Source organism: Nonomuraea sp. NPDC050227 (assembly GCF_044459705.1).
Taxonomy (GTDB): domain Bacteria; phylum Actinomycetota; class Actinomycetes; order Streptosporangiales; family Streptosporangiaceae; genus Nonomuraea.
Map to the genome: position 1 here is coordinate 323,451 of NZ_JBITJF010000010.1, position 23,707 is coordinate 347,157.

Below are 23,707 nucleotides of genomic sequence, written 5' to 3' on the forward strand. Positions count from 1 at the left end.
CCCCGTCCCGCCGAGGCCGGCCATCAGGCCGCCGGCCGGCACGAGGGGAGGTCGTGGTCGCCCGTCGGCCGGTCCCACTCGCAGGTGCGGGTCTCGCTGAGCACCAGGTCGACCACGTCCGCCAGGCTGCCCCGCTCGGCGTACGCCGCCCGCTGGCGGGCCGCCGACGTGCCCGTCTGCAGGACCTGCCGGGTCAGCCCGGTCACCAGCTCCCAGTCGCCGGCCGCCTCCAGTTGCGGGCGCAGGCCCGTCACCAGGTCCTCGACCACCTCCTTGGCCGGGCGCGGCACGCCCTCCACCGGATCGACCAGGTCGCCCTCCAGCCCCCACCGGGCCGCCTGCCAGGTCGCCGCGCGCGCCGCCTCCACCTGCACCTCCGGCCCGGGGCCGCGGCGCGCCGCGGCCACCTCCCTGGCCACCAGCGCCCGGAACAGCCCGGCGATCAGCACGACGTCCTCCACCCGGGGACAGGCGTCACAGATGCGCAGCTCCACCGTCGGCACGTGTTGCGAGGGCCGGACGTCGAAATAGAGCATCCCCGCGTCGCTGATCACCCCGGACCGGATCAGACCCCGCACCATCTCCTGGTACTCGGCCGCCGAGCCGAACTTGCCGATCGGCCCCGTCGTCGGCCACCGCTGCCACACCAGCGTGCGGTAGCTGGCGTAGCCGGTGTCGGCGCCGTCCCAGAACGGCGAGCTGGCGCTGAGTGCCAGCAACGGCGCCAGCCAGGGCGTCAGCCGGTGCGCCACCGCGACCGCCAGGTCCGGGTCGGGCACCTCCGCGTGCACGTGCGTGCCGCAGATGAGCTGCTCACGGGTCAGCACCTGGAAGTCGCTGAGCATCTTCTCGTATCGCTGGTCGGGGAAGACCTTCACCTCGTCGAGGTCGGCCAGCTGCGGCGTGCCGACCGCCGCGATCCCCAGCCCCAGCTCGTCGGCGGCGGAGATCAGCTTGCGGCGCAGGCGGCACACGTCGCGGGCCAGGTCGTCCAGGGCCAGGAACGGCGCGCTGTTGGCCTCGACCATCGACCGCTGCAGCTCGTGCGTGAAGCTCTCCTCGGGCAGCGCGCTCAGCAGCGCCCCCGCCCGCGCGGTCACCCGGCGTGTGGTCGCGTCGACGATGTGGTACTCCTCCTCCACACCGACCCGGATCGCTCCCCCGGACCCCTCCACGGTCACCACTCCCATCATCAGGCATTCGAAGCCACCCCCTTCTCCCCCGAAAACGCGCTTCAGCACCTCTTGACCTCCACAAATGAAGGTCAGGCCGCGAATACGGCCTGTCGGACGCTCAGTGAGAGTGCCGGTGGGGGTCGGCGTGGATGTGGGTGCGCATGCCCTGCGGGTCGAACAGGATGAGCAGCTCGACCGTGCCGCCGTCGGCGCTGCCCAGCCAGTGGGGCATGGACGTGTCGAACTCGGCCGCCTCGCCGGCCGGCAGCATGAGGTCGCGGTCGCCGAGGACGAGCCGCAGGCTTCCGGTCAGGACGTAGAGCCATTCGAAGCCGTCGTGGGTCTGCGGGGCCGGTTCGAGCGGTTCCGGCCGCGCGGGGATGATCATCTTGAACGCGTGGACCCCGCCCGGCCGCCGGGACAGCGGCACGAACGTCATCCCGAACCGGGTGATCGGCTTGAGGTGGATCCGGGGGTCGCCGGTGCGCGGGGCGCCGACCAGGTCGTCGAGCGGGACGTCGTAGACGCGGGCCAGCGGCAGCAGCAGCTCCAGCGTGGCCCGGCGCTGCCCGCTCTCCAGCCGGGACAGCGTGCTCTCCGAGACTCCGGTCGTGGTGGCGAGCTCGGCCAGGGTGATGCCGCGGTGACGACGCAGGGCCCGAAGGCGCGGCCCCACCGCGCCCAGCACCTCGTCCATGTCGTCGTGCACGACGGCCATCTTGCCATAATCGCAAGTTTTCGTGCCAGATCGGCGGGCTGCTGGTCGGATCGATCCCACACTGATCGACGGCAGCACCGGCCGTCGACCCCGCCACTCTCCTCAGGACAGGACCACATGACCACCGCTCCACGGCCGTCGCCGGGCCGTCTCGCCCGATCCGCGCGCACGGCCGCGACCGTCGCGCTCGCCCTCCTGCTCGCGCTCGGCGCCACGGCCTGTTCGACGCCCGCCGCCGCTCCCCCGCCCGCCGCCTCCTACACCACCGCCACCCAGGACGACCCGCGCTTCGGCACGACGTTCCGGCACGAGTTCGCCGACGTGGACGGCGTGCGCATGCACTACGTGAAGGGCGGGACCGGCACGCCGGTGGTGCTGATCCACGGCTGGCCCCAGACCTGGTACGGCTGGTGGCCGATCATGCCGGACCTGGCCCGGCACCACACCGTCTACGCCGTGGACCTGCCGGGGCTGGGCGACAGCGAAGGTTCGCCCACCGGCTACGACAAGGCCACGCTGGCGCGGTACGTGCACCAGCTGATCGCCGGGCGGCTCGGGATCCGGGACGCCGCCGTCGTCGGCCACGACTTCGGCGCCGCGGTGGCGTTCCAGTACGCGAGCCGGTTCCCCGCCGACACCGCCCGCCTCGGCTACCTGGACCTGCCGCTGCCCGGCCCGGCCGTCGACGCGGCCACGTACCGGTCGCTGAGCTGGCACATCGCCTTCCACTCCCAGCGCCGGGTGCCCGAGGCGGTGGTGGGCGACGACGTCCGCGAGTACCTGGCGCTGTTCTACCCCCAGGTCTCCTACGGCGGAACGGCGTTCGGCGGCACCTCGCAGCGGTCCCCGTTCACCGACGCCGAGATCACCGAGTACGCCCGCACCTACAGCCGGCCACAGGCCCTGTCAGCCGGCTTCGAGCTCTACCGCGCGCTGGACCAGGACGTGCGCGACACGACGGCGGCGGCCCCGGTACGCGTCCCGGCGCTGCTCATGACCGCCCAGGGGCAGCTCGACGCGATCCGGTCCACGGTGTCACCGCGCCTGACCAGGATCGTCCGCGCGGTGGACGTCCCGCGCGCCGGGCACTGGCTCGTCGAGGAGAACCCCGGTTTCGTCACCGCGGAGCTGGAGCGGTTCCTCGACGGCTGACCCGGCCGACGACCAGGACGGCGGGTCCACCCGTTCCAGTTTGCTCCAGCCGGTCCAGCCCCGCCGGCGCAGCAGCTCGATCAGCCGGCGGGCGGGCGGGACGGCGTCGAACGCCAGGGCGTCCATCAACCGGACGAACTGCGGCTCCACGTCGAGGTCGTCGACGTAGACCTCGTCCCGCTCGCCGGTCAGCCGCGTGAGGCAGGCGGCCAGCTCGTCGGCCAGCTCCTCCAGCCGCGGGTCGTCGGCGGACCGGGTGAGGGCCTGGCCCAGGTTGCGGAAGAAGCCGACGAAGTCCGGGTCGTCGAGCTGCTCGCGTTTGCGGGCCATCCACTCCGGCACGCGTCCGGGCGAGTGCGCGGCCAGCAGGATCCAGCCGTCGCGTTCGGCCTGGACGATGTGGTCGTCCACGCCGAGTGCCCGCAGCCGGTCGAGGTAGCCGACCACCTCCGGCGGCAGCGCCAGGCCGTCCCCGGCGGCCAGCCGGGCGATCCGGGCCCGGTGGCGCTGCTGCCGCCGGATCTCCGCGCGCAGCCGCCGGTCGATGTCGGCCAGCGCGGCGGCGAACTCCTCCTCGCCGGCCCGCAGCAGCTCCCGCACCCGCGCGAGCGGCACCCCGGCCTCGGCGAGGGTGCGGATCCTGATCAGCTCGACCGCGGCGGCGGCGTCGTACCTGCGGTAGCCGTGGCGGTCGCGCTCGGGCTCCGGCAGCAGTCCCTTGGCGTGGTAGTGCCGCACCGCCCGCACGGTCACCCCCGCGTACGAGGCCAGTTCGCCGATGGTCAGCATGGGACCAGCCTTCCAGAGCTCGTCAAGAAGCCGCCTGCCGGATGATCCGGGCGATCTCGGTGGCGTGCGTGAAGACCAGCCCGTGGTCGGCGTCGAGCCACGTCGTGGCGATGCGCGGCTGTCGCCGGACGAGCCGCTCGATCCCGGCCCGCCAGTTGCGGTTGAACCGCGCGGCGGGGCCGCCCTCGCCGGCCATCGAGGTCGACATGATCATGCTGATCGGCCGGTCGATCAACGGGTACCGGGACAGGATCTCGGACCGCACCACGTCGATCTCGACGTTCAGGTCGAGGATCTGCCGCGCGGTGAGCAGCACCTGGCGCGGGGTGCCGCGCCGGGCCTGCTGCCGCGCGGCCAGCTCCGCCCACATCGCCCGGAACGCCGGCAGGACGTCCTCGGTGAGGAACGGCTCGGGCACCGGGTTCGCCCCGTCGATCAGGACGAGCCCGGCGACGCCCCCGGGATGCCGGGCGGCGTGGTGCACGGCCAGGTCGGCCCCCAGCGAGTACCCCACGAGCACGGGGGGCTCGCCGAGGCCGAGCCGGCCCACCCGGGCCATCACGGCGTCCAGGTCGCCGAGGAACGCCTCGAAGGAGTACCGGTCCGCGGCCGGGGTGCGGCCGTGGCCGCGCAGGTCGAAGGTGACCACGTCGTGGTCGCGCCGCAGCAGCTCGATCAGCTCGCCGAGGTCGGCCCGGGTCGAGTTCAGCCCGGGGCACAGCACCAGCGGGCGGCCCCGTCCGCCGCGGGACAGCGGGATCGTGAGGCCGTCGTGGTGGGCGGTCAGCTCGCCGGACGGCGGGCGGTTCGTACTGGTCGGAGAGGTCATGCCCCCATGCTGGGACATTGACCCTGCGTCAGGGGAAGAGCGCCGGACGCGGCCCGGGAACGCGAGTTCTCCCGGTTCGGCATGGTCCTGCTAGCCTGATCGCCGTTTCTGCCGGAGCGCGGGAGCCGAGCCGCTCGGCCCCGCGCCGCCATGAAGTCTGGGGCCGACTGACGATGAGCGCGGAAGAGGATTTCCAGCAGGTCGGCGCCGAGCTGGCCGACCTGGGGGTGCGGGTTTCCAGGATGATGGGGAGGCCGGCGCTCAAGGACCAGGCGGGCAAGGTGTTCGCCAGCCTGCAGCGTGACGGCGCGATGGTGTTCCGGCTGGTCAGGGACACTCCTGAGCACGCGGCCGCGCTGGAGCTGGCCGGGGCGTGCCTGTTCGATCCCTCGGGCACGGGCAGGGTGGTCAAGGACTGGGTGGTCGTGCCGCACTCCTCGGCCGAGCAGTGGACGGATCTGGCCGAGGCCGCCCTCAGCCGGCCCCGCTGACCGCCGGGCGCCCCTACGACGGGTGTGCCCGGCGCCTCGACTCCCAGGCCCAACCGGCCGTGAGCACCAGGACGGACGTGATCACGATCAACGGGATCACCCAGATGCGGTCGCCACGCTCGACGTCGGCCACGGCCAGGAACACGGCAATGCCGTCGAAGACGCTGCCACCCCCGCGCGGGGATCCCGGCTGACGGCAGGACCTTGGTGCGGTCAGCGGCCGGGAGCCCGTCGGTGCCGCGCAACCGTTCAGGGGCCACCGGACGGGGTGGCCGGCGGGTCACATGACGATCAGAGGCCGCCGGGGTCGAGGCGGGCGCGCAGGGCGCTGGGCGTCTCGGCGAGGTGCTTGCGGACCGTCCGGGTCAGGTGCGCGTGGTCGGCGAAGCCGTACATGGTGGCCAGCTCGGCGAGCTGGGCGCCGCCGTCGGCCAGGTGCTCCAGCACGGCCCGCACCCTCAGTTCGTTGCGGTACTCGCTGATCGTGCGCCCGGTGACGTGGCGGAAGATCCTGCCGACGTGCTTGGGCGAGGCGCCGACCAGCCGCGCCAGGTCCTCGGCCCCGTCGTTGAGATGACCGCAGGAGAGCGCTTCCTGCACGGCCAGGGCCATGCGGCGGTGGATCACCCGCGTCGTGGGCGGCGCGCCGGGGCCGGGCCGCTCGGTCCGGGGCGTCAACGCGATCCAGGTGTAGCGGATCTCGCCCGCCGACGGATAGGCGAAGCGCTCCTCCAGCCCTTCGCTGGTCACGTAGCCGCCGGCCGCGTCGAGGAAGGAGTCCTGCCCCGACGCGTGCCGGCGGAAGCCGCCCATCCGCATCAGCACCACGGCGTGGCCGACGTCCGGAGCCCACGGCGACCAGCCCTTGACCTGCCCTCCCGTGCGCATGTCATGGACGGACACGCCCGAGCCGGGATCCTTGCCGAGCTCCTGTCGCCACATGACATCCAGACTCGCCGCCCGATCGCCCTCACCGGCGCCGCGATCATCGCGATTCGGCAACACCTGGGCCGGTGGCGCGATCGTCCGGCGGAGCGCGACGCCGGCGACGGGGCTGTGACGGCGGACGACCGGCGTCAGCGAATCGGCTGGATCAGCTGGGTGCGCCAGGTCTCCGGGGCCAGCCAGCTCGCCGGATCGGGTCGACGTTCGAGGTCGAACCAGTGGTAGACCTCCCACGCCCCGCCGTCGGGCTCGTGGTCGTGCTTCCTGAGCCATGCGTCCAGCAGGGCGTAGGTCTCGCCCAGACTGTCGTGCGATCCGAGGTGCCAGGTGGCGACGGCCGTGCCGCCCGGCAGTTCGGCGGCGGCGACCCGTCCCGCGCCGAGCGGGCGTCCGGCCACGGGCACGCCGACCTCCACGTCCGTCTCGTCCCCCGCGAAGGTGTGGTACCTGACGAAGGGCTGTCCCTCCACTCGCACGCCGGACTCCTGGGTGTACTTCCACAGTTCCGTGAACCCCGCACCCTGGGCCTCCGCCAGGCGGGCGATCGCGACCGTCGTCCTGATGCTCACCGTGGTCCGGGGGTCGCGGTGGAGGGTCTCGAACGTGGGCTCGTGCGGCTGTCGCGTCATCGTCGTCCTTTCCTGCCGGCAGGTCGCGTCTCATCCTGTCCGAACCGGTCGGGGCAAGGCTTGAACATCGGTGCGCGACCGGTTTCCGTATGATGTACGGTACGTTGTACGACTTGAGGAGGAGCAGCATGTACCAGCCGAGCGCCGAGGAACTGAAGACCATCGACGATTGGTTCGCCGCCTACGACGCGCTGGCCGAGGAGGGCGCGATCGAGCAGCTCGCCGACCTGGCGGTCTTCCCGATGAACGTGGCCACCGACGTGCCCGGCGGCCACGCGAGCGTCCGCCAGTGGACGCGGGCCGAGTACGTCGAGGCCATGAAGCAGTCCATGGGCGGCGGCACCGCCGGGCTCGACCTGCGCTCGACGCGTACCCCGCGCTTCGTCAGCCAGAACCTGGTGGTCGTGGAGACCGAGGCGACGATGACGATCGAGGGCGAGGAGCACCGCATGCACTACGCCGACCTGCTGATGCGCACCGAGGACGGATGGGCGTTCCAGACCATGGTCCAGGGCGGCTGGGGGCACGGCTGGCCGTCCGCCAGGCGCGGCTGACCCCGCCGTCCCCGGTCAGGGCGCACCCGACCGGGCGCTACCGGACGCCGCCGCGGGTCATCCGCGCGGCGGCGTCCCGGAGCAGCCCGGGAGCCAGCCGGCGATGGATCGCCGACAGGGGCGGCCACACGACGCGCCCGAGGCGCCGGTCATGGCGCAGGAGGGTGGTCAGCGACACCCGCCCGTCCGCCGCCCGGACGACGAGGTTGGCGGTCAGGAACCAGGACGCGGTCTCCAGCCGGATCCAGTCGTCGCCACGCGCGGCGATCCGCCACCCGGCCACGGTGGCGGGCGATCGGCCGCGGGCGAGCCGGAGCCCCAGGAGACCCCGCCAGATGAACCGCTCCCCCGCGCTGGGCACGTCGCCGAACATCGCCCGCGCCCACCGCTCCGCCGTCGCCCCGGCCTCGGTGGCGACGGCGTTCACGGTGAGGGCGAAGTGGTCGGCGTAGTCGACGACGGGCAAGGAGCTCAGCGCGCGGACGGACGGCGGGATGCCGCCCGCCCCGACGGCGGACTCCAGGACGCCCGCGTCGCGCTCCCGCCAGGCGCGCTCCAGCCGCCGGACGAAGGCCGGCAGGACGAGGGTGCGGCGGAACGGCATGATGGCGGCCATGTAGCACCGTCCCAGCAGGCCGTTGGGGCGCACGAGGACGGCCATGCGCAGCTCGTGCCCGCCGCCGGCGGCCGGCGCCCATGCCAGGTGCATCACCGCGTGCACGGTGCGGTTCGCCAGCTCCAGCGCGCATTCGTCGTCCAGCGCGTAGACCGGGGAGAAGGGCGCCAGGCCGGCGTCGGAGTCGTGCGGGGCCCGGCGCAGGTCGGCGGGCAGGCGCTCGCACAACGACGGGACGCGCCTTCCGACGCCCGCCGACGCCCTGTCCCAGCCGAACAGGGCGCCCAGCTTCCAGCGCGCCGCGAGCAGCAGCCGCAGCGGCAGGGGGCCGCCGCTGGAGTCGCGCAACGCGGCGAGCACGGCGGAGAAGTCCTCCCGTCCGGCGCCGGGGGTGCGGATCACCCAGACGTCCTCCAGCTCGAAATCTCCGGCGATGTCATGGATGCGCCAGGGCCGTCCGGTGTGGGCGGCGTTCGCCAGCCTCATGATCCCTCCATATCTATACGCTGCCGTATATACTGAGGTTAACCACGGTTATACGGTGGCGTATACATATGTTGCGAGTGAGGTGGCACACACTGTGGGCGCGGTCCGTACGACACGGGAGGGGTGGATCGAGGAGGGGTTGCGGGCGCTGGCCGCCGGCGGCCCCGACGCGGTGCGCGTGGAGGCGCTGGCCAAGCGGCTCGGCGTCACCAAGGGCGGGTTCTACGGGTACTTCGCCGACCGGGAGGCGCTGCTTGAGGCGATGCTGGACACCTGGGAGCGGGAGAGCACCGACGAGGTGATCGAGCGCGTCGAACGCGAGGGCGGCGACCCGCGAACCAAGATCAGGCGCGCCGGCGTGCTCACCTTCTCCGACGACCGCCTGCTGCCCATCGACCTCGCCGTCCGCGACTGGGCCAGGCGCGACGAGGCGGTCGCCGAACGCCTGCGGCGGGTGGACAACCGGCGCATGGCGCTGCTGCGCGAGATGATCGGCAGCTTCTGCTCCGACCCCGAGGAGGTCGAGGCCCGCAGCCTCCTGGCCTTCTGCGTGGCGATCGGCGAACACTTCCTGGCCGCCGACCACGGCGGCCGCACCCGGGCGCAGGTGCTCACCCGGGCGGCCGCCCTGCTGCTCGACAGGACGGACGACCAGCCGGGGCCGGCGGACGGGCCGCATCTCCGCGCTCCCGGGAAGTGCGGGCCAGAATGACCCCTATGACGACCATGCCCGAGAACCGCGTCGCGGACTCGCCCGAGAGCAACGCCTACGACGCGATCGCCGAAGGTTACCCGGCCGAGAACGAGACCAGCCTGGTGAACGCGTACTACGAGCGGCCCGCGATGCTGGAGCTCGCCGGGGACGTGACCGGCCGGCGCATCCTCGACGCCGGGTGCGGCTCGGGCCCCCTGTTCGCCGAGCTGCGCGATCGGGGCGCCGTCGTGACCGGCGTCGACGCGAGCGCCGGGATGCTGGAGATGGCCCGGCGGAGGCTGGGCCCCGAGGCGGACCTGCGGGTCGCCGACCTGGCCGGCCCGCTGCCCTTCCCCGACGACGCCTTCGACGACGTCATCGCGTCGCTGGTGCTGCACTACCTGGAGGACTGGGGGCCGGCGCTGGCCGAGCTGCGACGCGTGCTGCGGCCCGGCGGCCGGCTCCTCGTCTCGGTCGAGCACCCCTTCGTCATCACCCTCACGCAGCACAAGGCCGGGGAGAAGCCTGGTTACTTCGGAACCCGCAACCGGGTCGAGGAGTGGACCATGGGCGGGCAGACCAGCCGGCTGAGCTTCTGGGACCGGCCGCTGCACGCGATGACCGAAGCCCTTCACCGCGGCGGGTTTCCGCATCAGCGTGATCAGTGAACCGCCGTACGCGCCGGAGGCCCGCGAGCTGTTCCCCGACGAGCTCCGCGAGATCTCCGGCGCGCGGTTCCTGTGCTTCCTGTTCTTCGTCCTGGAAGCCGCCTGAAGCGCCCGGCGTCAGGACGTCGCGCGGGCCGCTAGCGGACGGCGACCACGTGGGTGGTGCGCGCCGGCCCCACGTCCGAGTTGCCCGCCAGGTCGACGGTGTAGGTGTGCTCACCGGCCGCGGCCGGCGTGTCGGAGAAGCTGAACGTCCCGTCGGGGGTGGGGACCAGTTTCGCCACGCTCTTCGAGGTGACGGCGCCGTCCGGGCCGACGACCCGCAGCGAGACGGTGACGGTCGTCCGCGGGAAGGTGATGCCGTCGGCGCCGAAGGTGCCGCTGAACGCGAGGCGCGTGCCGACGCGGCCCGTCGCCGGTCCGGTCACGGTGAGCGTCGGCTCGTACGGGCCCACCGCGACGGTCACCGATGAGCCGCTCCCCCGGAACCATGAGTTGCCCGGCCAGTACACCTGATACTTGTACGCCCCGGTGGACGGCGGCGTGTCGGTGAACCGGTAGGTCCCGTCCGCCGCCGTGGTGACCTCCTCGAACGGCCTGGAGGTGCCGTCGGGGAGCCAGCGGTACAGTTCGAGCGTCTGCACGCCGGGCGGCAGTCCGCTGCTCAGCGTGACCCGTCCGGTGAAGGCCGACTCCTGGAGCGTGGTCACCTTGGCGGGAGCCGTCAGGGTGAGCGTGGAGGAGTGGTAGGGCGAGGGCGGCAGCCGCCAGAGGTGCATGCGGCCGGTGCCGGGCTCCTTCAGGACCGCGAAGGTGACGGTGCCGTAGAACTCGACGCTGCCCGCCACCACGGTCTTCCCCTGGTGGGCGGCCGTGTAGATGACCTCCGAGGTGGTCGCGTCGTACACCACGAGCTCGGCCGCGTCGCCTGCCGGGGAGTTCCAGCCGCCCACGACGTAGGCGTCGTTCGGGCTGGCCCCGACGGTGACGGGGACGCCCTGGTCGCCGAATCCGTTGTTGTCGTAGGCGCGGCCCCGCGTCAGGGCCGCCGTGTCCCAGGCGTCGAACCGGCGAGTGTCGTTCAGCGCCGACAGCGCCGTCGCGCCGTGCTCGGCGAGCGCGAGATCACGCAGGGCCGGCAGGCCGTTCGCGTCCCCCCGGATCTCGCCGCTCGACGTGGGCGGCGTGGTGCTGATGTCGTACACCTTGACCGTGGCGGGGCTGACCCCGGACTCCCCCGCCACCAGCGTGTTCCCGGCGACGGCGACGAGCGGGGCACCGGTCGTGGCCGGCCCGACCCGGACGAGGGTGGGGGTCGCCGCCGACGTGACGAGGCCGAGGACGCCTCCCCCGCCCGCTCCGCCGCAGCCGAACCCGATCCACAGCCGGTCGTACGCCTGCGCCAGGCTCGACGGGCACGGGTACGCGGTGAGGTCGATGCGCCTGCTGATGGCGAGGGTGGTGCTGTCGATCTCGATCACCTCGTTCGAGCCGCGCAGCGCCGCGTACACCTTCCTGCCGTCCTCCGGCGAGGCCAGGGCGACGGCGCCGGACAGGCCGGGGATCGCGCCGACGACCTTGCCGTCGGTGGAGGTGACCACGATCCGGTCGCCGGCGGCGACGAAGACCTTCCTGTTGCGCGCCACCACGTCGCCGCCCTCCCCGGCGACGCCGAGGTCGGAGACGGTCGCGGCGTCCGCGGCGGTCGCGGCGGTGGGCGTCTGGGTGACGAGCAGGGCCGCCGCCAGGAGCAGGGGCCCGGCCCACGCGACTAATCGGCGGGGCAGATGAGCACGGGCAGAGGTCGATGTGCGCACAGGCACTCCGTTCTGGAGACGTCCCGGCATGACTGCAGGGCTCGCCTCCGTTGACGATCTTCGACAATCGAACACATATTCGCATATTGGTAGGCTGTCGTCCAGAACACTTCGATCACGGTGCTCCTCGAAGCAGGCGCTTGACTTACCAGGGCACGCGTCGGTTACTGGACATGACAACGGCGAGCGCGGGTGCGTCAGGCGGGAAGTCGATGAGCGCCGTCCGGGCCAGGCAAGGGGAAGGAACACCGTCATGACGGCCGCCCCAGATCAGGACATGTCCGGCTCGTTGCCCGAGTTCCCCGGCGTCAGGGCGGCGGCGTGCCCGTTCGACCCGCCGCCGGCCCTGCAGGCGCTCCGGCAGGACGCGCCGCTGACCCGGGCACGGCTGCGCGACGGCGGCACCGTGTGGCTGGTCACCGGCTACGCCGAGCAGAAGGCGGTGCTGAGCCATCCGCAGGTCAGCTCCGACGTCACCCGGCCCGGCTACCCGCTGCCGGTCCTGGCGCCCAACCGGCCCGACAGCGCGATCAGCTTCGTCTTCATGGACGACCCCGAGCACCACCGGCTGCGCCGCATGGTGCAGGGGGCGTTCACCGTCAAGCGGGTCGAGACCATGCGCCCGGCCGTGCAGCGCATCGTCGACCGTCTCATCGACGACCTGCTGGCGGGGCCGAGGCCGGTGGACCTGGTGGAGGCGTTCGCGCTGCCGGTGCCGTCGCTGGTGATCTGCGAGCTGCTCGGCGTCCCGTACGCCGACCACGGCTTCTTCCAGGACAACAGCCAGATCATCGTCAAGCGGGACGTGTCGGTCGAGGACCGGACGGCCGCGGGCGGGCGGCTGCGGCAGTACCTGGACGGGCTCGTCGGCGACAAGCTCGTCCGCCCCGGCGACGACCTGCTCTCCCAGGTGGCCGCCCGGGTCACGGCCGGTGAGCTGACCAGGCAGGAGGCGGCCCAGATGGGCGTCCTGCTGCTCGTGGCCGGCCACGAGACCACCGCCAACATGATCGCCCTCGGCACCCTCGCGCTGCTCCGCCATCCCGGCCAGCTCGCCCTGCTGCGCGGGAGCGACGACCCCGCGCTGATCGCGGGCGCTGTGGAGGAGCTGCTGCGCTACCTGAACATCACCCACGGCGGACGCCGCCGGGTGGCCAAGGAGGACATCGAGATCGGCGGCCAGGTCATCCGCGCGGGCGAGGGCATCATCGTGGCCAACGACATCGGCAACCGCGACCCCGGGATCTTTCCCGCGCCGGACGAACTGGACGTGCGCCGCGACGCCCGCCGGCACGTGGCCTTCGGCTTCGGCGTCCACCAGTGCCTGGGCCAGCCCCTGGCCCGGCTGGAGCTGCAGGTCGCCTACGGCACCCTCTACAGGCGCATCCCCACCCTGGCCCTGGCCGCCGAGTTCGAGAAAATCCCCTTCAAGCACGACGGCCAGGTGTACGGGGTGTACGAGCTCCCCGTGACCTGGTGACCGCACCAGCTCCGCGCCACCCCGTCAGGGAAGGGCGTCAGCCCTTGCGTTCTCAGGAACGAGACCTCACGGCCGACAGGCCGCCTCGCAGGGCGACGACCAGGAGCACGGTGGCGGCGACGTACAGGCAGAGCTCCACGGTCGAGCGGAGGCCGGCAGCCGTTCCCATGACTCCACCGGCCGCCGCTCCGATCGCCGTGCCGAGCTCGAGAACGAGAGCGCCGACGGCCATTGATCTCGCGACCGCGTCCGACGGGACGGATGCGGGTATCGCCGACATCATGAGGACGACGAAGACGCTGCCGCCGGCGCTGCCGACCAGTTCGTTGGATGAAGTCGTCGATCTGGAACCTGAGCCGGCGTCGGCGGGCCTCGGAGCTGTCATGCAGAGCGCTGTTCACGTGCGGGGCCAGTGCGGCGGCCAGCAATGTGGTGGTGACCGAGGCCAAGGTGGAAACGTCGTCGTGGGTGAAGTAGCCGGGATCCCGTACGAGTCCGGTCACCCAGCGGGCGAAGACCGCGCCCATGCCGTGCCGCGTGTCGAAGGCGACCGCGGTCAGCCGGTCGGCCACGTTCGACGGGAGGGGCATCATCAGGCGGGGGATCTGGAGCGTGAGCGTCGAGTGCGGTGCGCTCGACCGATCGCACCTGCGCCAGCCCTCGTAGGGGCGTGAGGTGTCGAGCACCACGAATTGCCCGGCGGTCATGGCGGCCTGCCGTCCCGCCTGGGACAACCCCCCGTCACCGGCGAGGAAGAGATTGATGTTGTACGCCTCCGGATCGAACTGCCTGATCAGCGACGTCGGCCGGCGTACCTGGATGGGGCCGTGGTTGAGCATGGCCACCTGCACGCCCTGCAGCTCCAGCACCCGCCCGGGAAGAACAGGTTCACCGGGTTCGTCGCTGTGAATGAGTGAAGGCGCGAGGTCCAGGACCCCTTGCTGCTGCCAGCGCGCCTGCGCGGCACTCGCGGAGCGGCTTTCTGCGGACCTGTCCGCGCCGAAATCACCAATGTGCACGCCGTTCCCTTCCGGTTAATCGGTCATGACATTCACGGAATCGCACACGTAGAAGCTGCTGGGCCCAGCGGGCGTCAGTCAAACAAATATGTGCGCGAAAAGGCGTGGCGCCGCGTAATCGGCTACCTCTGTTCATCGTCCTGAGCACGACGCCCCCGCCGGCCGCGACCAGCTAGCCGAGATACTGCTCAAAAACAAGCGGACGCGCGCAAGGAGCCGGGCGCAACGGCCCGCGCTGCATCCCGCCGACGTGCCCGCGTGAGCCGTGCCGGCTGCGGCGCGGCCCCGGTGCCCGTGGTCATCCGGTGGCCGGGCAGGTGGTGCCGGGCGGCGGGAGTCTCAGGCTCGTCAGGTAACGGTTGACGTGGGCGGTGACGCAGCCGGTGTCGCCGTAGAGGTAGAGCATGTGGCCGTGCCCCTCGTACCGGACGCTGGACGAGCCCGGCACCGGGCGGACGACCTCCGCGACCTCGTCGTGGTCCGTCCAGCTGCCGACCCCCAGGAACGGCGTCAGGCCGCGGGCGGGCAGCGGCGCCGGCGGGTTGGTGACGGGCGCGGGCCAGCCGACGCAGGCCAGCGGCCACCAGGCCCGCTGCCCGGCGAAGTCCGGCGACAGCTCCGCCGCCCTCCGGAGCGCCTCGCGGTAGGCGGCGTAGCTGCCGTATCCCGCGCCGTCCAGGCAGTGCGTCATGTTCTGCCCGGCGAGCGAGGGCACCTTGGGGCTGCCCGACGACTGCCGCACGTAGTCGGCGAACCCCGAGGCGTCGCCGCCGGCGGCCTTGTCGATCGCGGCGGCGAGCTGGGCCCAGCGCGGCACGTCGGGTTCCCGGCCCGGCGAGGTGAAGCTGGGGGCGGCGGCGACCTTCAGGTCGAACCCGCTGTAGGCGGCCCCGGACGGATCGTTCTTCACCGGCACCGGTGAGCGGTCCGCGGCGGTCACCAGCCCGCGCCACACCTCGCCGACGTCCCGGCCGCGCAGGGCGCAGGACGTGGCCGTGCGGCACCAGGCGGCGAACCGCCGCAGCTGCCGCTCGGCCCGCGCGTACATGCGGGGCTCGCCGGCCGCGGTGTCCTCGGCGTGGCCGGCGGCGCCGTCCATGACCATGGCGCGGACGCGGGAGGGGAACAGGCGGGCGTAGGCCGTCGCGGGGCGGCCCCCGTAGGAGTTGGCGAGGAAGCTCAGCCGGTCCTCGCCCAGCGCGACGCGGACGGCCTCGATGTCGCGGGCGACGGAGGCCGAGTCCATGTGGTCGAAGAGCTCCGGGTCGGCGGCACGGCACCGCTGGGCGTGCTCGCGGTTCGTCCGGGCGAGGGCGGCGTACTCGGCGCGGTCGCGCGGCAGGGTGATCCACGGACCGGTGGTCAGGCATGCGTACGGCAGCACGCCGCCGGGTTCGACCGTGTTGCGCGGGGCGAGGCTGACCACGTCGAAGCGGTCACGCAACGGCGTGAACTTCCCGTGGAACTGCTTCAGGTCGTCGATGCCCGACGCTCCGGGGCCGCCGGGGACGGAGAAGAGCGTGCCGATCCGGCGTGCGCCGCCGGAGGCGGGCAGGAGGCCGAGCGGGACGGCGATCTTCCGTCCGGCCGGCTTGCTCCAGTCCACGGGCACCTGGACGGAGGCGCACCGCATGTCCCGGGGGGCGTCCTTGTCCGCGCACGGCCGCCAGACCAGGGAGGACGGTCCGGCGTCCGCCGAGTCGCCGACGGCGGGCGCCGCCACCAGGCCCGCCAGCAGCGTCGCGGCGGCGCCGACGGCCAGGACCCTGCGCGTGCCGCCCCTCGACGCGGTGACCGCGGCGCCCGCCGTCAGCGCGGCGGCGAGGTAGGCGAGCAGCAGCGCGGCCGCCGCCGGCGGGGACAGCAGGCCGCCGCCCACCCCGGCGATCTGGCCCGGCAGGTTCTCGATCATGTACGACCCGGCCCGCGCCCGCAGCGGCGTCGGCAGGGTCTGGGCGGCGACCGGGAGCACCAGGAAGATCATGACGAGCGCGACCAGGCTCCCGGGGGTGGACCGCAGCGCCGCGCCCACCCCCAGCCCGATCAGCGCCGCGGCCGCCATGGACAGCCCGGCGGCCACCACCGAGGTGAGCACCCCGGGGTCGGAGAGCGGTGTGCCCAGGGTCCGCCCGTCGAGCAGCACCTGACCGGCGCGCTCGCCGAGCACGGCCTGGGCGGCCAGGTGCATGGCGAAGGCCAGCAGCTGACCGGCGACCAGGGTGACGGCGGCCAGTCCGGGGACCTTGGCGAACAGGAACAGCTGCCGCCGGGGCACCGCCACCAGGCTCGTCCTGAACATGCCGGTGGCGTACTCGGAGGTGATGGTGAGGGCGCCCAGCGTGCCGAACACGAAGTAGGCGACCGGCAGGCCGGTGCCCAGGCCGTTGCCGTTGCCGGTGAAGCGCAGCCGCTCCTCGGCCGTCTGGTGGTCGAACCCCCGTCCCATCAGGTACGCCACCCCGGCGCAGGCCAGCACGGCGAGCAGCGAGACGGCCAGCAGGTACGCGTTCGAGCGCAGTGAGCGCAGCTTGAGCCATTCGGCGGCGACGGCGTCCGTCGTCGGGGCCGTCATCGGGCCGCCTCCGCGGTGACGGGGCGGGCGCCGTACTCGACGCTGTCCTCGGTGAGCTCCAGGAACGCCTCCTCCAGCGACGCGCCGCGCGGGGTCAGCTCCCGCAGCGCGATCCCGGCCCGCAGCGCCAGGTCGCCGATCACACCGGCCTCCAGCCCCCGAACGGACAGGCCCTGGACGGGCAGGCCGCCGGTCCCGGGCGGGTCGTGCGCGGGCGGCTCCGCGGGCTCGGGCGGGTCGTGCGCGGGCGGCTCCGCGGGCTCGGCGGTGACGGTCGCGCCGTGCCCGCGCAGGATCTCCGTCAGCCGTTCCGAGTCGGTGGCGCGCACCAGGACGTCGCGCTGGAACCGGGCGGCGAGCGCGTCCGTCGTGGTGTCGGCGATCAGCCGGCCGCGTCCGACGACGACGACGTGGTTGGCGGTGAGCGCCAGCTCGTTCATCAGATGGCTGGACAGCAGGACGGCACGGCCCTGGGCGGCGAGCGAGCGCAGCAGGTCGCGGATCCACCGGATGCCCTCCGGGTCCAGCCCGTTCAGCGGCTCGTCGAACATCAGCGCCTTCGGGTCGCCCAGCAGCGCCGCCGCGATGCCCAGCCGCTGCTTCATGCCGAGGGAGAACCCGCCGATCCGCCGGTCCGCGACGTCCTCCAGCCCGACCTGGCCGAGGACGGCGGCCACCCGCCGCGGGCCGAGGCCGTTGCTGCGCGCCAGGCAGCCGAGATGGGCGCGGGCCGTACGGCCGCCGTGCACCGCCCCCGCGTCGAGCAGCGCCCCCAGCGTGTGCATGGGCCGGCGCAGCGACGCGTAGGGGCGGCCGTCCACCAGCGCCGCACCGGCGGCGGGCGTCTCCAGCCCGAGCACGGCGCGCATGGTCGTGGACTTCCCGGCGCCGTTCGGGCCCAGGAATCCGGTCACCAGGCCCGGTCTCACGGTGAAGGTCAGGTCGTCCACGGCGAGTGTGCGGCCGTAGCGCATGGTCAGTCCTCTTACCTCGATCACGTCTCCCCCTCGTCGGCTGGTCTCGTCGAGCCTGGCGAGCCGGGGCCGCGGCCTCCATGGGTGCGCGCCCACCTGCCGGGGTGGGAAATCGCCACCCCAGGGGGTGGGGCCGGCCCCACCGCCTTCTCCTCGCCGATTGGGCAGACTGCACCTGTGATGGCAAGACGACCCTCGCCCGGCGGGCCGGCGTGGCGGGTGGTGACCGGCCTGGCGGCGTACGCGCTGAACGCGGTGACCGGCCTGGCGCTGAACGCCGTCACCGGCGTGGCCGCGCTGGCGCTGCTCGTCCTGGTGCCGGTGAGCGCCGTCCTGGTGCCGGTGGCCGGTCTCGGGCGGGGGCCGCTCGGCCGGCTGCTCGCGGCCGCTCGCCGCCTGGCCGGGTTCCAGCGCCGCTGGGCGGGCCGGACGCTCGGCCTCGACGGCGACGGCGACGGGACCAGCACAGGGAACAGCACAGGGACCAGCGACGGGAACAGCGACGGGGACGGCGAGGGCAGGTGGCGGGAGCTGGGCTGGCTGGCCGTGCACGGCGTCACCGGACCCGCCCCGTTGGCGGCGGTGTGGGCGATGTTGTCCGCCCTGGACTACGTCTTCCTCCGGCTGCGGCCGGCCGAGACGAGCCTGCTCAACACGTTCGCCCTGAGCATGTCCACCGTGGCCATCGCCGTGGTGGTGCTCCTGGCCGTCCCGCTGTTCCGTACCGGGCAGGCGCGGCTGGCGCGGCGGCTGCTGGACGCGCGGCCCACGCCGGACACGCGGATCCGGGAGCTGACCGCGTCCCGGGCCGCGCTGGTCGACGCGCGCGCGGCCGAGCTGCGCCGCATCGAACGCGACCTGCACGACGGCGCGCAGGCCAAGCTGATCGCCATCCGCATGCACCTGGGGCTGGCCCGCGGCTCCGGCGACCCGGACGAGACCCTGCGGATGATCGACGAGGCCCGCGAGATCGCCGGCCAGGCGCTGAGCGACCTGCGCGACCTGGTGCGCGGCATCCATCCTCCGGTGCTGACCGACCGCGGCCTGGCCGGCGCCATCGAGGCGTCCGCGCTGCTGTGCCCGATGCCGGTCGAGATCGACATCGACCTGCCCGGCCGCCCGCAGCCGCCGGTGGAGTCCGCCGTGTACTTCGCCGCGGCCGAGGCGCTGACCAACGTGACCAAGCACAGCGGCGCCTCCCGCGCCTGGGTGCGGCTGCGGCACACCGCCGGCGTGCTCCGGCTGACCGTGGGCGACGACGGCGGGGGCCCGGTCCGCCGCGACCGGGGCACCGGCGTGCGCGGCATCGAGGACCGACTGTCCGCCTTCGACGGCTCGCTCACCGTCAGCAGCCTTCCCGGCGGCCCGACCGAACTGACCATGGAGGTCCCGTGCGCGTTGTCATAGCCGAAGATCTCGCGCTGCTGCGGGACGGCCTGGTCCGCCTGCTGTCGGCGCACGGCTGCACCGTCGTGGAGGCGGTGGACAACGGGCCCATGCTGCTGGCGGCGCTGGTCCGGCACCGTCCCGACGTGTCGGTGATCGACGTGCGGCTGCCGCCCGGCTTCACCGACGAGGGGCTGCGCGCCGCACTGGAGGCGCGCGCCCGGGTGCCGGGGCTGCCGGTGCTGATCCTGTCGCAGTACGTGGAGCAGCTGTACGCCAGGGAGTTGTTGTCCGACCGCTCCGGCGGGGTCGGCTACATGCTGAAGGACCGGGTGGGCGACGTCGACCGGTTCGTCGAGGCGGTGCGCCAGGTGGCCGCCGGCGGCACCGCGATGGACCCGGAGGTCGTCTCCCAGTTGCTGACCCGCCGCGACAGGGACGAACCGCTGGCCGCGCTGACACCCCGCGAGCGCGAGGTGCTGACGCTCATGGCGGAGGGCCTGTCCAACCTGGCCATCGCCGCCCATTTCCAGGTCACCGACAAGGCGGTCGGCAAGCACACGAACAACATCTTCGCCAAGCTCGGCCTGCCTCCCTCCGACGACCACAACCGGCGCGTCATGGCGGTGCTGACCTACCTGCAGGCCGTGCCCGCCCCGCCGAGATCAACGGGCCTGGCCGCCCGTGAGAGGATTTCCCCGCAAGACGGGTGAATCCTGGACGGAAAGGCAGCAATGTTCGCGATCTCCCTGGGCGACGACGGCGCGGAGCTGCGTCCGCTGGAACCCTGGCGGGCCGAGGAGTTCCTGAGCCACATGGACCGCGGACGCGAGTTCATCGGACGGTTCATCTCCCTGCCCGACCTCGTCACCGACCTGGAGTCCGCCAGGTCGGTGCTGCAGGCGTACGCAGACAAGGCCGCGGCCGACACCGGGCGGATCTACGGCATCTGGAACGGCGGCAGGCTGGTCGGCGGCGTGCTCTTCCGGACGATGGACGTCCGGCTCGGCACCGCCGAGGCGGGCTGCTGGCTGGAGCCGTCGGCGGCGGGCAAGGGCCTGGTGACCAGGGCCGTCCGCGTGATCATCGACTGGGCCGTCGAGGAACGCGGCATCCACCGCGTGGAGTGGCAGGCCGCGGCCGGCAACACCGCCAGCATCGCCGTGGCCCGGCGGCTCGGGATGAGCAGGGACGGCGTCCTGCGCGAGAGCTACCCCCACCGGGGCGTCCGGCACGACGTCGAGGTCTGGTCCGTGCTGGCCCCGGAGTGGCGGGCCGGCCGCCGGACGGGCTGAACCGCTCGCGCGGCTACCCGGCCTCGTCCAGTTGCCTGGTGGTCTGGTCGATCCGGCGGATGCGGCCGTCCGGGGCCAGGCGGCCGAACATGAAGACCTCCGCCGTGAAGGTCCTGCCCTTGCGCAGCCTCGTGCGCAAGGTCCACCGGGCGGCGATCCGGTCGCCGGAGACCAGCGTCTCGTGGATCTCGACCCCGGTCCCGTCGCCGGCGGCCATCGCCTCCTGGTCGACCTGCCGCCGGACAGGGCGGACGTGGTCGATCATGCGCTGCCGGTCGATCACGAGCCCGTCGTTGCAGTACTCGAAGTCCGGCACGAAGTAGCGGTCGATGATCGTGGCGGGCTCCTCGGGGGAGACGGCCATGTCCCGGGTGTAGGCGGTCAGGAAGTCGGCGAGGTCGCGCTCGCAGGTGATGCCCATGAAGCGTCCTTGAGGGAGTGGGGTGGCTGCCGTCCTGATCCTCGCCGCCCGTGCCCGCCGCCGTCGTCGTACGGCCGGAGACGGTCCGCGCTACTCCCGCCGTCGTACGCTCCCCCGCGGCTACGGCGCCGGGACGACACGACTGCCCGTCAGGGCCGGACCGTCACCTCGTTCACGGGGCTGCGCGGCGCCTGCCCGGTCAGGACCCGGACGGCCTCCTCCGCGGCGAACCGCCGCACCGTCTCCACCGCCTGCTCGGAGTAGTAGGCGGCGTGCGGGGTGACGATCACGCCGGGCAGCGTGAACAGCGGGTTGTCCGGACGCCAGTCGCGCTGCTTGGCCGGCTCCTCCTCCAGGTCGTCCAGGGCGGCGCCGGCGATCCACCCCTCGGCGAGCGCCTGGTACAGCGCCTCGTCCTGGACGATCGGGCCGCGCGCGGTGTTGACGAGGATCGCGTCCGGCTTCATCCTGCGCAGCGTCGCGCGGTCGAAGGCGTGGTGCGTCCCCGAGGTGAGCGGCGCCTGGATAACCAAATAGTCGGCGCCCGCCACGAGCTCGTCGAACGACACCGGCCGCACGTGGTGCGCCAGGATCTCGGCGTCGTCCAGGAAGGGGTCGTGCGCCCAGACCTCGACGCCGAAGGGCCGCGCGCGGGCGGCGATGAGCTGGGCGATGGCGCCGAAGCCCAGCAGCCCGAACACCCGTCCGCGCAGCCGCCGGATCGGCTCGCCGGTCTGCCATCGCCACACGCCCCGCCGGGTGGCGCGGTCGTACTCGCAGATCTTGCGGGCGGCGGCCAGCCAGAGCGCGACGGCGTGGTCGGCGACCTCCTCGGCGCACCACTCGTTCGGCGCGTTGGTGACCTGGATGCCGTGCCTGGTCGCGGCCTCGACGTCGACGATGTCCACGCCCGTGCCGTAGCGGGCGATCACCCGGCAGCGGGTGAACGCCTCGACGGCGCGGGAGCCGATCCGGGCGTACTGGGTCAGGACGCCGTCGGCGTCCCGGCCCTTCTCGATCACCTCGTCCTCGCTCTTGCACTGCTCGGCGCGGAGCTCGAACCCGGCGGCCTCGACGATCGCGCGTTCGATGTCCACGTCGCCGAAGTCGGAGTCGGCGATCATGACGGTGCCTCTGGCGTCAGTGCGAGTCACGGGGAATCCCCTTGGTGTGTACGAGGTCCTGGTACGACAGGGCCAGCTCCAGGCATCCCCCGCCGTCGAGCTGCCCGACCGTGGCGCGGTAGATCTCCTGCCACGGCGTCTGGTTCTCCAGCGCCGGCGGCGTGTGACGGGCCCACCGTGCGGCGATCTCCTCCTCCGTCAGCAGCACGTCGACGCGGGCGTTGTCCACGTCGACGCGGACGAGGTCGCCGGTGCGCAGGATGGCCAGGTTGCCGCCGGCGGCGGCCTCGGGGCTGGCGTTGAGGATGGACGGCGCGTCGGAGGTGCCGCTCTGGCGGCCGTCGCCGAGCGTGGGCAGCGTGGTGACGCCCAGCCGCAGCAGCGCGGACGGCGCCTCCATGTTCACCACCTCGGCCGACCCGGGGTAGCCGATCGGCCCGGTGTAGCGGATGACGAGGATGCAGCCCTCGTCCACGCCGAGCTCCGGATCCTGGATGCGGGCGTGGTAGTCCTCGGGCCCCTCGAAGACGATCGCGCGGTAGTCGCGGACCACGCGGAACTCCTCGCTGAGGACGGAGGTCTTCATGACGGCGGAGTCGAACAGGTTGCCCGTCATGATGAGCAGCCCGCCGCGCGCGGCGACCGGGTCGTCGTAGGGGCGGATGACCTCCGGGTCGCCGGGCGGGGCGTCGGCCAGGTTCTCGGCCACGGTACGGCCGGAGACGGTCATGGCCTCGCCGTGCAGCCGCCCGGCCGCCAGCAGCGTCCGCATGACGGCGGGCACGCCGCCCGCGCGGTAGAAGTCCTCGCCCAGGAACTCGCCGGCGGGGGCGACGTCGGCCAGCACCGGGACGTCGGCTCCGACGCGCTGCCAGTCGTGGATCGTCAGCGGCACCCCGGCGTGCCGGGCGATGGCGTTGACGTGGATGGGCACGTTGGTGGAGGCGCCGATGGCCGAGGCGACGACGATCGCGTTCTCGAAGGCCCGCATGGTCATGATCTTGCGCGGGGTGAGGTCCTCACGTACCAGCTGCACCGCCCGCAGGCCCGTGTCGTAGGCCATCTGCGCCCGGCGGCGGTAGGGCGCGGGGATCGCCGCGCAGCACGGCAGCGACATGCCGAGCGCCTCGGCCAGGCTGTTCATCGACAGGGCGGTGCCCATGGTGTTGCAGTGGCCGATGCTGGGCGCGGAGGCGGCCACGCGCGCCATGAACTCGTCGTAGTCGATCTCGCCGGTGGCCAGCAGCCGCTTCGACTGCCAGATCACCAGCCCCGACCCCGACGCGGCCATGCGCCTGCCCTGGTGGTAGCCGTTGAGCATCGGCCCGCCGGACAGGACGATCGCCGGGATGTTGACCGTCGCCGCCGCGGCCAGGCACGCGGGCGTGGTCTTGTCGCAGCCCGTCGTCAGGACGACGCCGTCGAGCGGATATCCGTAGAGCACCTCGACCAGCCCGAGGTAGGCGAGGTTGCGGTCGAGGGCGGCGGTCGGTCGTTTGCCGGTCTCCTGCAGCGGATGGACGGGGAACTCCAGCGGGATGCCGCCGCCGTCGCGGATGCCGTCCCTGACCCGGTCGGCCAGGGCGAGGTGGTGGCGGTTGCAGGGCACGAGGTCGCTGCCCGTCTGGGCGATGCCGATGATCGGCCGGCCGGACTGGAGCTCCTTCGGGGTCAGCCCGAAGTTGAGGAAACGTTCGAGGTAGAGAGCGGTCATCTCCGGATTGCCGGCGTTGTCCCACCATGCCTGGCTGCGCAGGCCGCCGCTCTCGGGATGCCCGGTCGGGCGCATCAGCTCGCTCCTCACTCGCGCGGGGCCGCCGGTCGGGTGGTGTCATGGCGCACCCCGGACGGGCGATGACTGGCCTACCCCGCC

General features: G+C 73.1%; 23 protein-coding genes and 1 pseudogene. 9 read left to right on the forward strand and 15 right to left on the reverse strand.

The genetic code is table 11. The features are described 5' to 3' along the window. Nucleotides 1-23: 23 nt before the first annotated feature. Nucleotides 24-1,181, reverse strand: a complete 1,158-nt coding sequence (locus ACIBK9_RS35015) for a glutamate--cysteine ligase (RefSeq protein ID WP_397162908.1) — start codon at nt 1,179-1,181, stop codon at nt 24-26. Nucleotides 1,182-1,293: 112 nt separating this feature from the next. After that, entirely contained in the window at nt 1,294-1,893 is a 600-nt protein-coding gene (locus ACIBK9_RS35020) for a helix-turn-helix domain-containing protein (protein ID WP_397162910.1), read from the reverse strand. Nucleotides 1,894-2,010: 117 nt separating this feature from the next. Between ACIBK9_RS35020 and ACIBK9_RS35025 the strand changes: the two genes are divergently transcribed. After that, a complete protein-coding gene (locus tag ACIBK9_RS35025; protein WP_397162912.1) occupies nt 2,011-3,045 on the forward strand; it encodes an alpha/beta fold hydrolase in 1,035 nt (344 codons plus the stop codon). On the opposite strand, the gene ACIBK9_RS35030 is transcribed toward ACIBK9_RS35025, so the two are convergent. Next, entirely contained in the window at nt 2,929-3,834 is a 906-nt protein-coding gene (locus tag ACIBK9_RS35030; RefSeq protein ID WP_397162913.1) for a MerR family transcriptional regulator, read from the reverse strand. The genes ACIBK9_RS35025 and ACIBK9_RS35030 overlap by 117 nt on opposite strands. Nucleotides 3,835-3,856: 22 nt before the next feature. Continuing rightward, nucleotides 3,857-4,663, reverse strand: coding sequence for an alpha/beta fold hydrolase (locus tag ACIBK9_RS35035; protein ID WP_397162915.1), 807 nt, complete (start codon nt 4,661-4,663; stop codon nt 3,857-3,859). A 173-nt stretch (nt 4,664-4,836) separates the two neighbouring features. Here ACIBK9_RS35035 and ACIBK9_RS35040 point away from each other — a divergent pair, with 173 nt between their 5' ends. After that, on the forward strand, nt 4,837-5,154 hold the full coding sequence (locus ACIBK9_RS35040) for a hypothetical protein (RefSeq protein ID WP_397162916.1): 318 nt from the start codon (nt 4,837-4,839) through the stop codon (nt 5,152-5,154). Nucleotides 5,155-5,167: 13 nt separating this feature from the next. Here ACIBK9_RS35040 and ACIBK9_RS35045 read toward each other — a convergent pair whose 3' ends face one another. From ACIBK9_RS35045 to ACIBK9_RS35055, 3 genes are all read right to left on the reverse strand, one after another. Next, on the reverse strand, nt 5,168-5,299 hold the full coding sequence (locus ACIBK9_RS35045; RefSeq protein ID WP_397162917.1) for a hypothetical protein: 132 nt from the start codon (nt 5,297-5,299) through the stop codon (nt 5,168-5,170). A gap of 146 nt (nt 5,300-5,445) precedes the next feature. Beyond that, entirely contained in the window at nt 5,446-6,096 is a 651-nt protein-coding gene (locus ACIBK9_RS35050; protein WP_397162918.1) for a helix-turn-helix domain-containing protein, read from the reverse strand. A 134-nt stretch (nt 6,097-6,230) separates the two neighbouring features. Next, nucleotides 6,231-6,728, reverse strand: coding sequence for a GyrI-like domain-containing protein (locus ACIBK9_RS35055; RefSeq protein ID WP_397162920.1), 498 nt, complete (start codon nt 6,726-6,728; stop codon nt 6,231-6,233). A gap of 128 nt (nt 6,729-6,856) precedes the next feature. Between ACIBK9_RS35055 and ACIBK9_RS35060 the strand changes: the two genes are divergently transcribed. Continuing rightward, nucleotides 6,857-7,282 (forward strand): nuclear transport factor 2 family protein, encoded by a 426-nt coding sequence (locus tag ACIBK9_RS35060; protein WP_397162921.1) that lies wholly within the window; start codon nt 6,857-6,859, stop codon nt 7,280-7,282. A gap of 37 nt (nt 7,283-7,319) precedes the next feature. On the opposite strand, the gene ACIBK9_RS35065 is transcribed toward ACIBK9_RS35060, so the two are convergent. Further along, entirely contained in the window at nt 7,320-8,384 is a 1,065-nt protein-coding gene (locus ACIBK9_RS35065; RefSeq protein WP_397162923.1) for a DUF2867 domain-containing protein, read from the reverse strand. Between the two features lie 82 nt (nt 8,385-8,466). On the opposite strand from ACIBK9_RS35065, the gene ACIBK9_RS35070 reads away from it, so the two are divergent. Both ACIBK9_RS35070 and ACIBK9_RS35075 read left to right on the forward strand, forming a co-directional pair. Beyond that, the gene (locus ACIBK9_RS35070) at nt 8,467-9,096 is read left to right on the forward strand and encodes a TetR/AcrR family transcriptional regulator (protein ID WP_397162925.1); all 630 of its coding nucleotides are present in this window, start codon (nt 8,467-8,469) and stop codon (nt 9,094-9,096) included. Next, a pseudogene (locus ACIBK9_RS35075) lies at nt 9,093-9,852 on the forward strand (class I SAM-dependent methyltransferase). The gene ACIBK9_RS35070 and the pseudogene ACIBK9_RS35075 overlap by 4 nt, the downstream one beginning before the upstream one ends. Nucleotides 9,853-9,883: 31 nt before the next feature. Here ACIBK9_RS35075 and ACIBK9_RS35080 read toward each other — a convergent pair. Next, nucleotides 9,884-11,563: a hypothetical protein gene (locus tag ACIBK9_RS35080; RefSeq protein WP_397162927.1), complete on the reverse strand. Its 1,680-nt coding sequence runs from the start codon at nt 11,561-11,563 to the stop codon at nt 9,884-9,886. A gap of 253 nt (nt 11,564-11,816) precedes the next feature. Here ACIBK9_RS35080 and ACIBK9_RS35085 point away from each other — a divergent pair, with 253 nt between their 5' ends. Continuing rightward, entirely contained in the window at nt 11,817-13,043 is a 1,227-nt protein-coding gene (locus ACIBK9_RS35085) for a cytochrome P450 (RefSeq protein WP_397162929.1), read from the forward strand. Here ACIBK9_RS35085 and ACIBK9_RS35090 read toward each other — a convergent pair. The 3 genes from ACIBK9_RS35090 to ACIBK9_RS35100 all read right to left on the reverse strand — a co-directional run bounded on the left by ACIBK9_RS35090 (nt 12,938) and on the right by ACIBK9_RS35100 (nt 17,632). Further along, complete coding sequence (locus ACIBK9_RS35090; RefSeq protein ID WP_397162931.1) at nt 12,938-14,062, reverse strand: hypothetical protein; 1,125 nt, start codon at nt 14,060-14,062, stop codon at nt 12,938-12,940. The two genes, ACIBK9_RS35085 and ACIBK9_RS35090, sit on opposite strands and share 106 nt — an antisense overlap. Nucleotides 14,063-14,360: 298 nt before the next feature. After that, complete coding sequence (locus tag ACIBK9_RS35095; protein ID WP_397162933.1) at nt 14,361-16,634, reverse strand: alpha/beta fold hydrolase; 2,274 nt, start codon at nt 16,632-16,634, stop codon at nt 14,361-14,363. Continuing rightward, nucleotides 16,631-17,632, reverse strand: a complete 1,002-nt coding sequence (locus tag ACIBK9_RS35100) for an ABC transporter ATP-binding protein (protein ID WP_397162934.1) — start codon at nt 17,630-17,632, stop codon at nt 16,631-16,633. The genes ACIBK9_RS35095 and ACIBK9_RS35100 overlap by 4 nt, the downstream gene beginning before the upstream one ends. Nucleotides 17,633-17,788: 156 nt before the next feature. On the opposite strand from ACIBK9_RS35100, the gene ACIBK9_RS35105 reads away from it, so the two are divergent. From ACIBK9_RS35105 to ACIBK9_RS35115, 3 genes are read left to right on the forward strand one after another with little or no spacing between them, the layout of a single operon-like run. Next, nucleotides 17,789-19,015, forward strand: coding sequence for a sensor histidine kinase (locus ACIBK9_RS35105; RefSeq protein ID WP_397162936.1), 1,227 nt, complete (start codon nt 17,789-17,791; stop codon nt 19,013-19,015). Then, nucleotides 19,000-19,707 carry a response regulator gene (locus tag ACIBK9_RS35110; RefSeq protein WP_397162938.1) on the forward strand — a complete coding sequence of 236 codons (708 nt, stop codon included), beginning with the start codon at nt 19,000-19,002 and terminating at the stop codon, nt 19,705-19,707. Before ACIBK9_RS35105 ends, ACIBK9_RS35110 begins: the two co-directional genes overlap by 16 nt. A gap of 21 nt (nt 19,708-19,728) precedes the next feature. Beyond that, complete coding sequence (locus ACIBK9_RS35115) at nt 19,729-20,289, forward strand: GNAT family N-acetyltransferase (protein ID WP_397162940.1); 561 nt, start codon at nt 19,729-19,731, stop codon at nt 20,287-20,289. A 13-nt stretch (nt 20,290-20,302) separates the two neighbouring features. Here ACIBK9_RS35115 and ACIBK9_RS35120 read toward each other — a convergent pair whose 3' ends face one another. From ACIBK9_RS35120 to ACIBK9_RS35130, 3 genes are all read right to left on the reverse strand, one after another. After that, complete coding sequence (locus tag ACIBK9_RS35120; RefSeq protein ID WP_387680738.1) at nt 20,303-20,710, reverse strand: nuclear transport factor 2 family protein; 408 nt, start codon at nt 20,708-20,710, stop codon at nt 20,303-20,305. A 149-nt stretch (nt 20,711-20,859) separates the two neighbouring features. Next, complete coding sequence (locus tag ACIBK9_RS35125; RefSeq protein ID WP_397162942.1) at nt 20,860-21,864, reverse strand: C-terminal binding protein; 1,005 nt, start codon at nt 21,862-21,864, stop codon at nt 20,860-20,862. Then, nucleotides 21,851-23,623, reverse strand: a complete 1,773-nt coding sequence (locus tag ACIBK9_RS35130) for an IlvD/Edd family dehydratase (protein WP_397162944.1) — start codon at nt 23,621-23,623, stop codon at nt 21,851-21,853. The genes ACIBK9_RS35125 and ACIBK9_RS35130 overlap by 14 nt, the downstream gene beginning before the upstream one ends. Nucleotides 23,624-23,707: the final 84 nt, after the last annotated feature.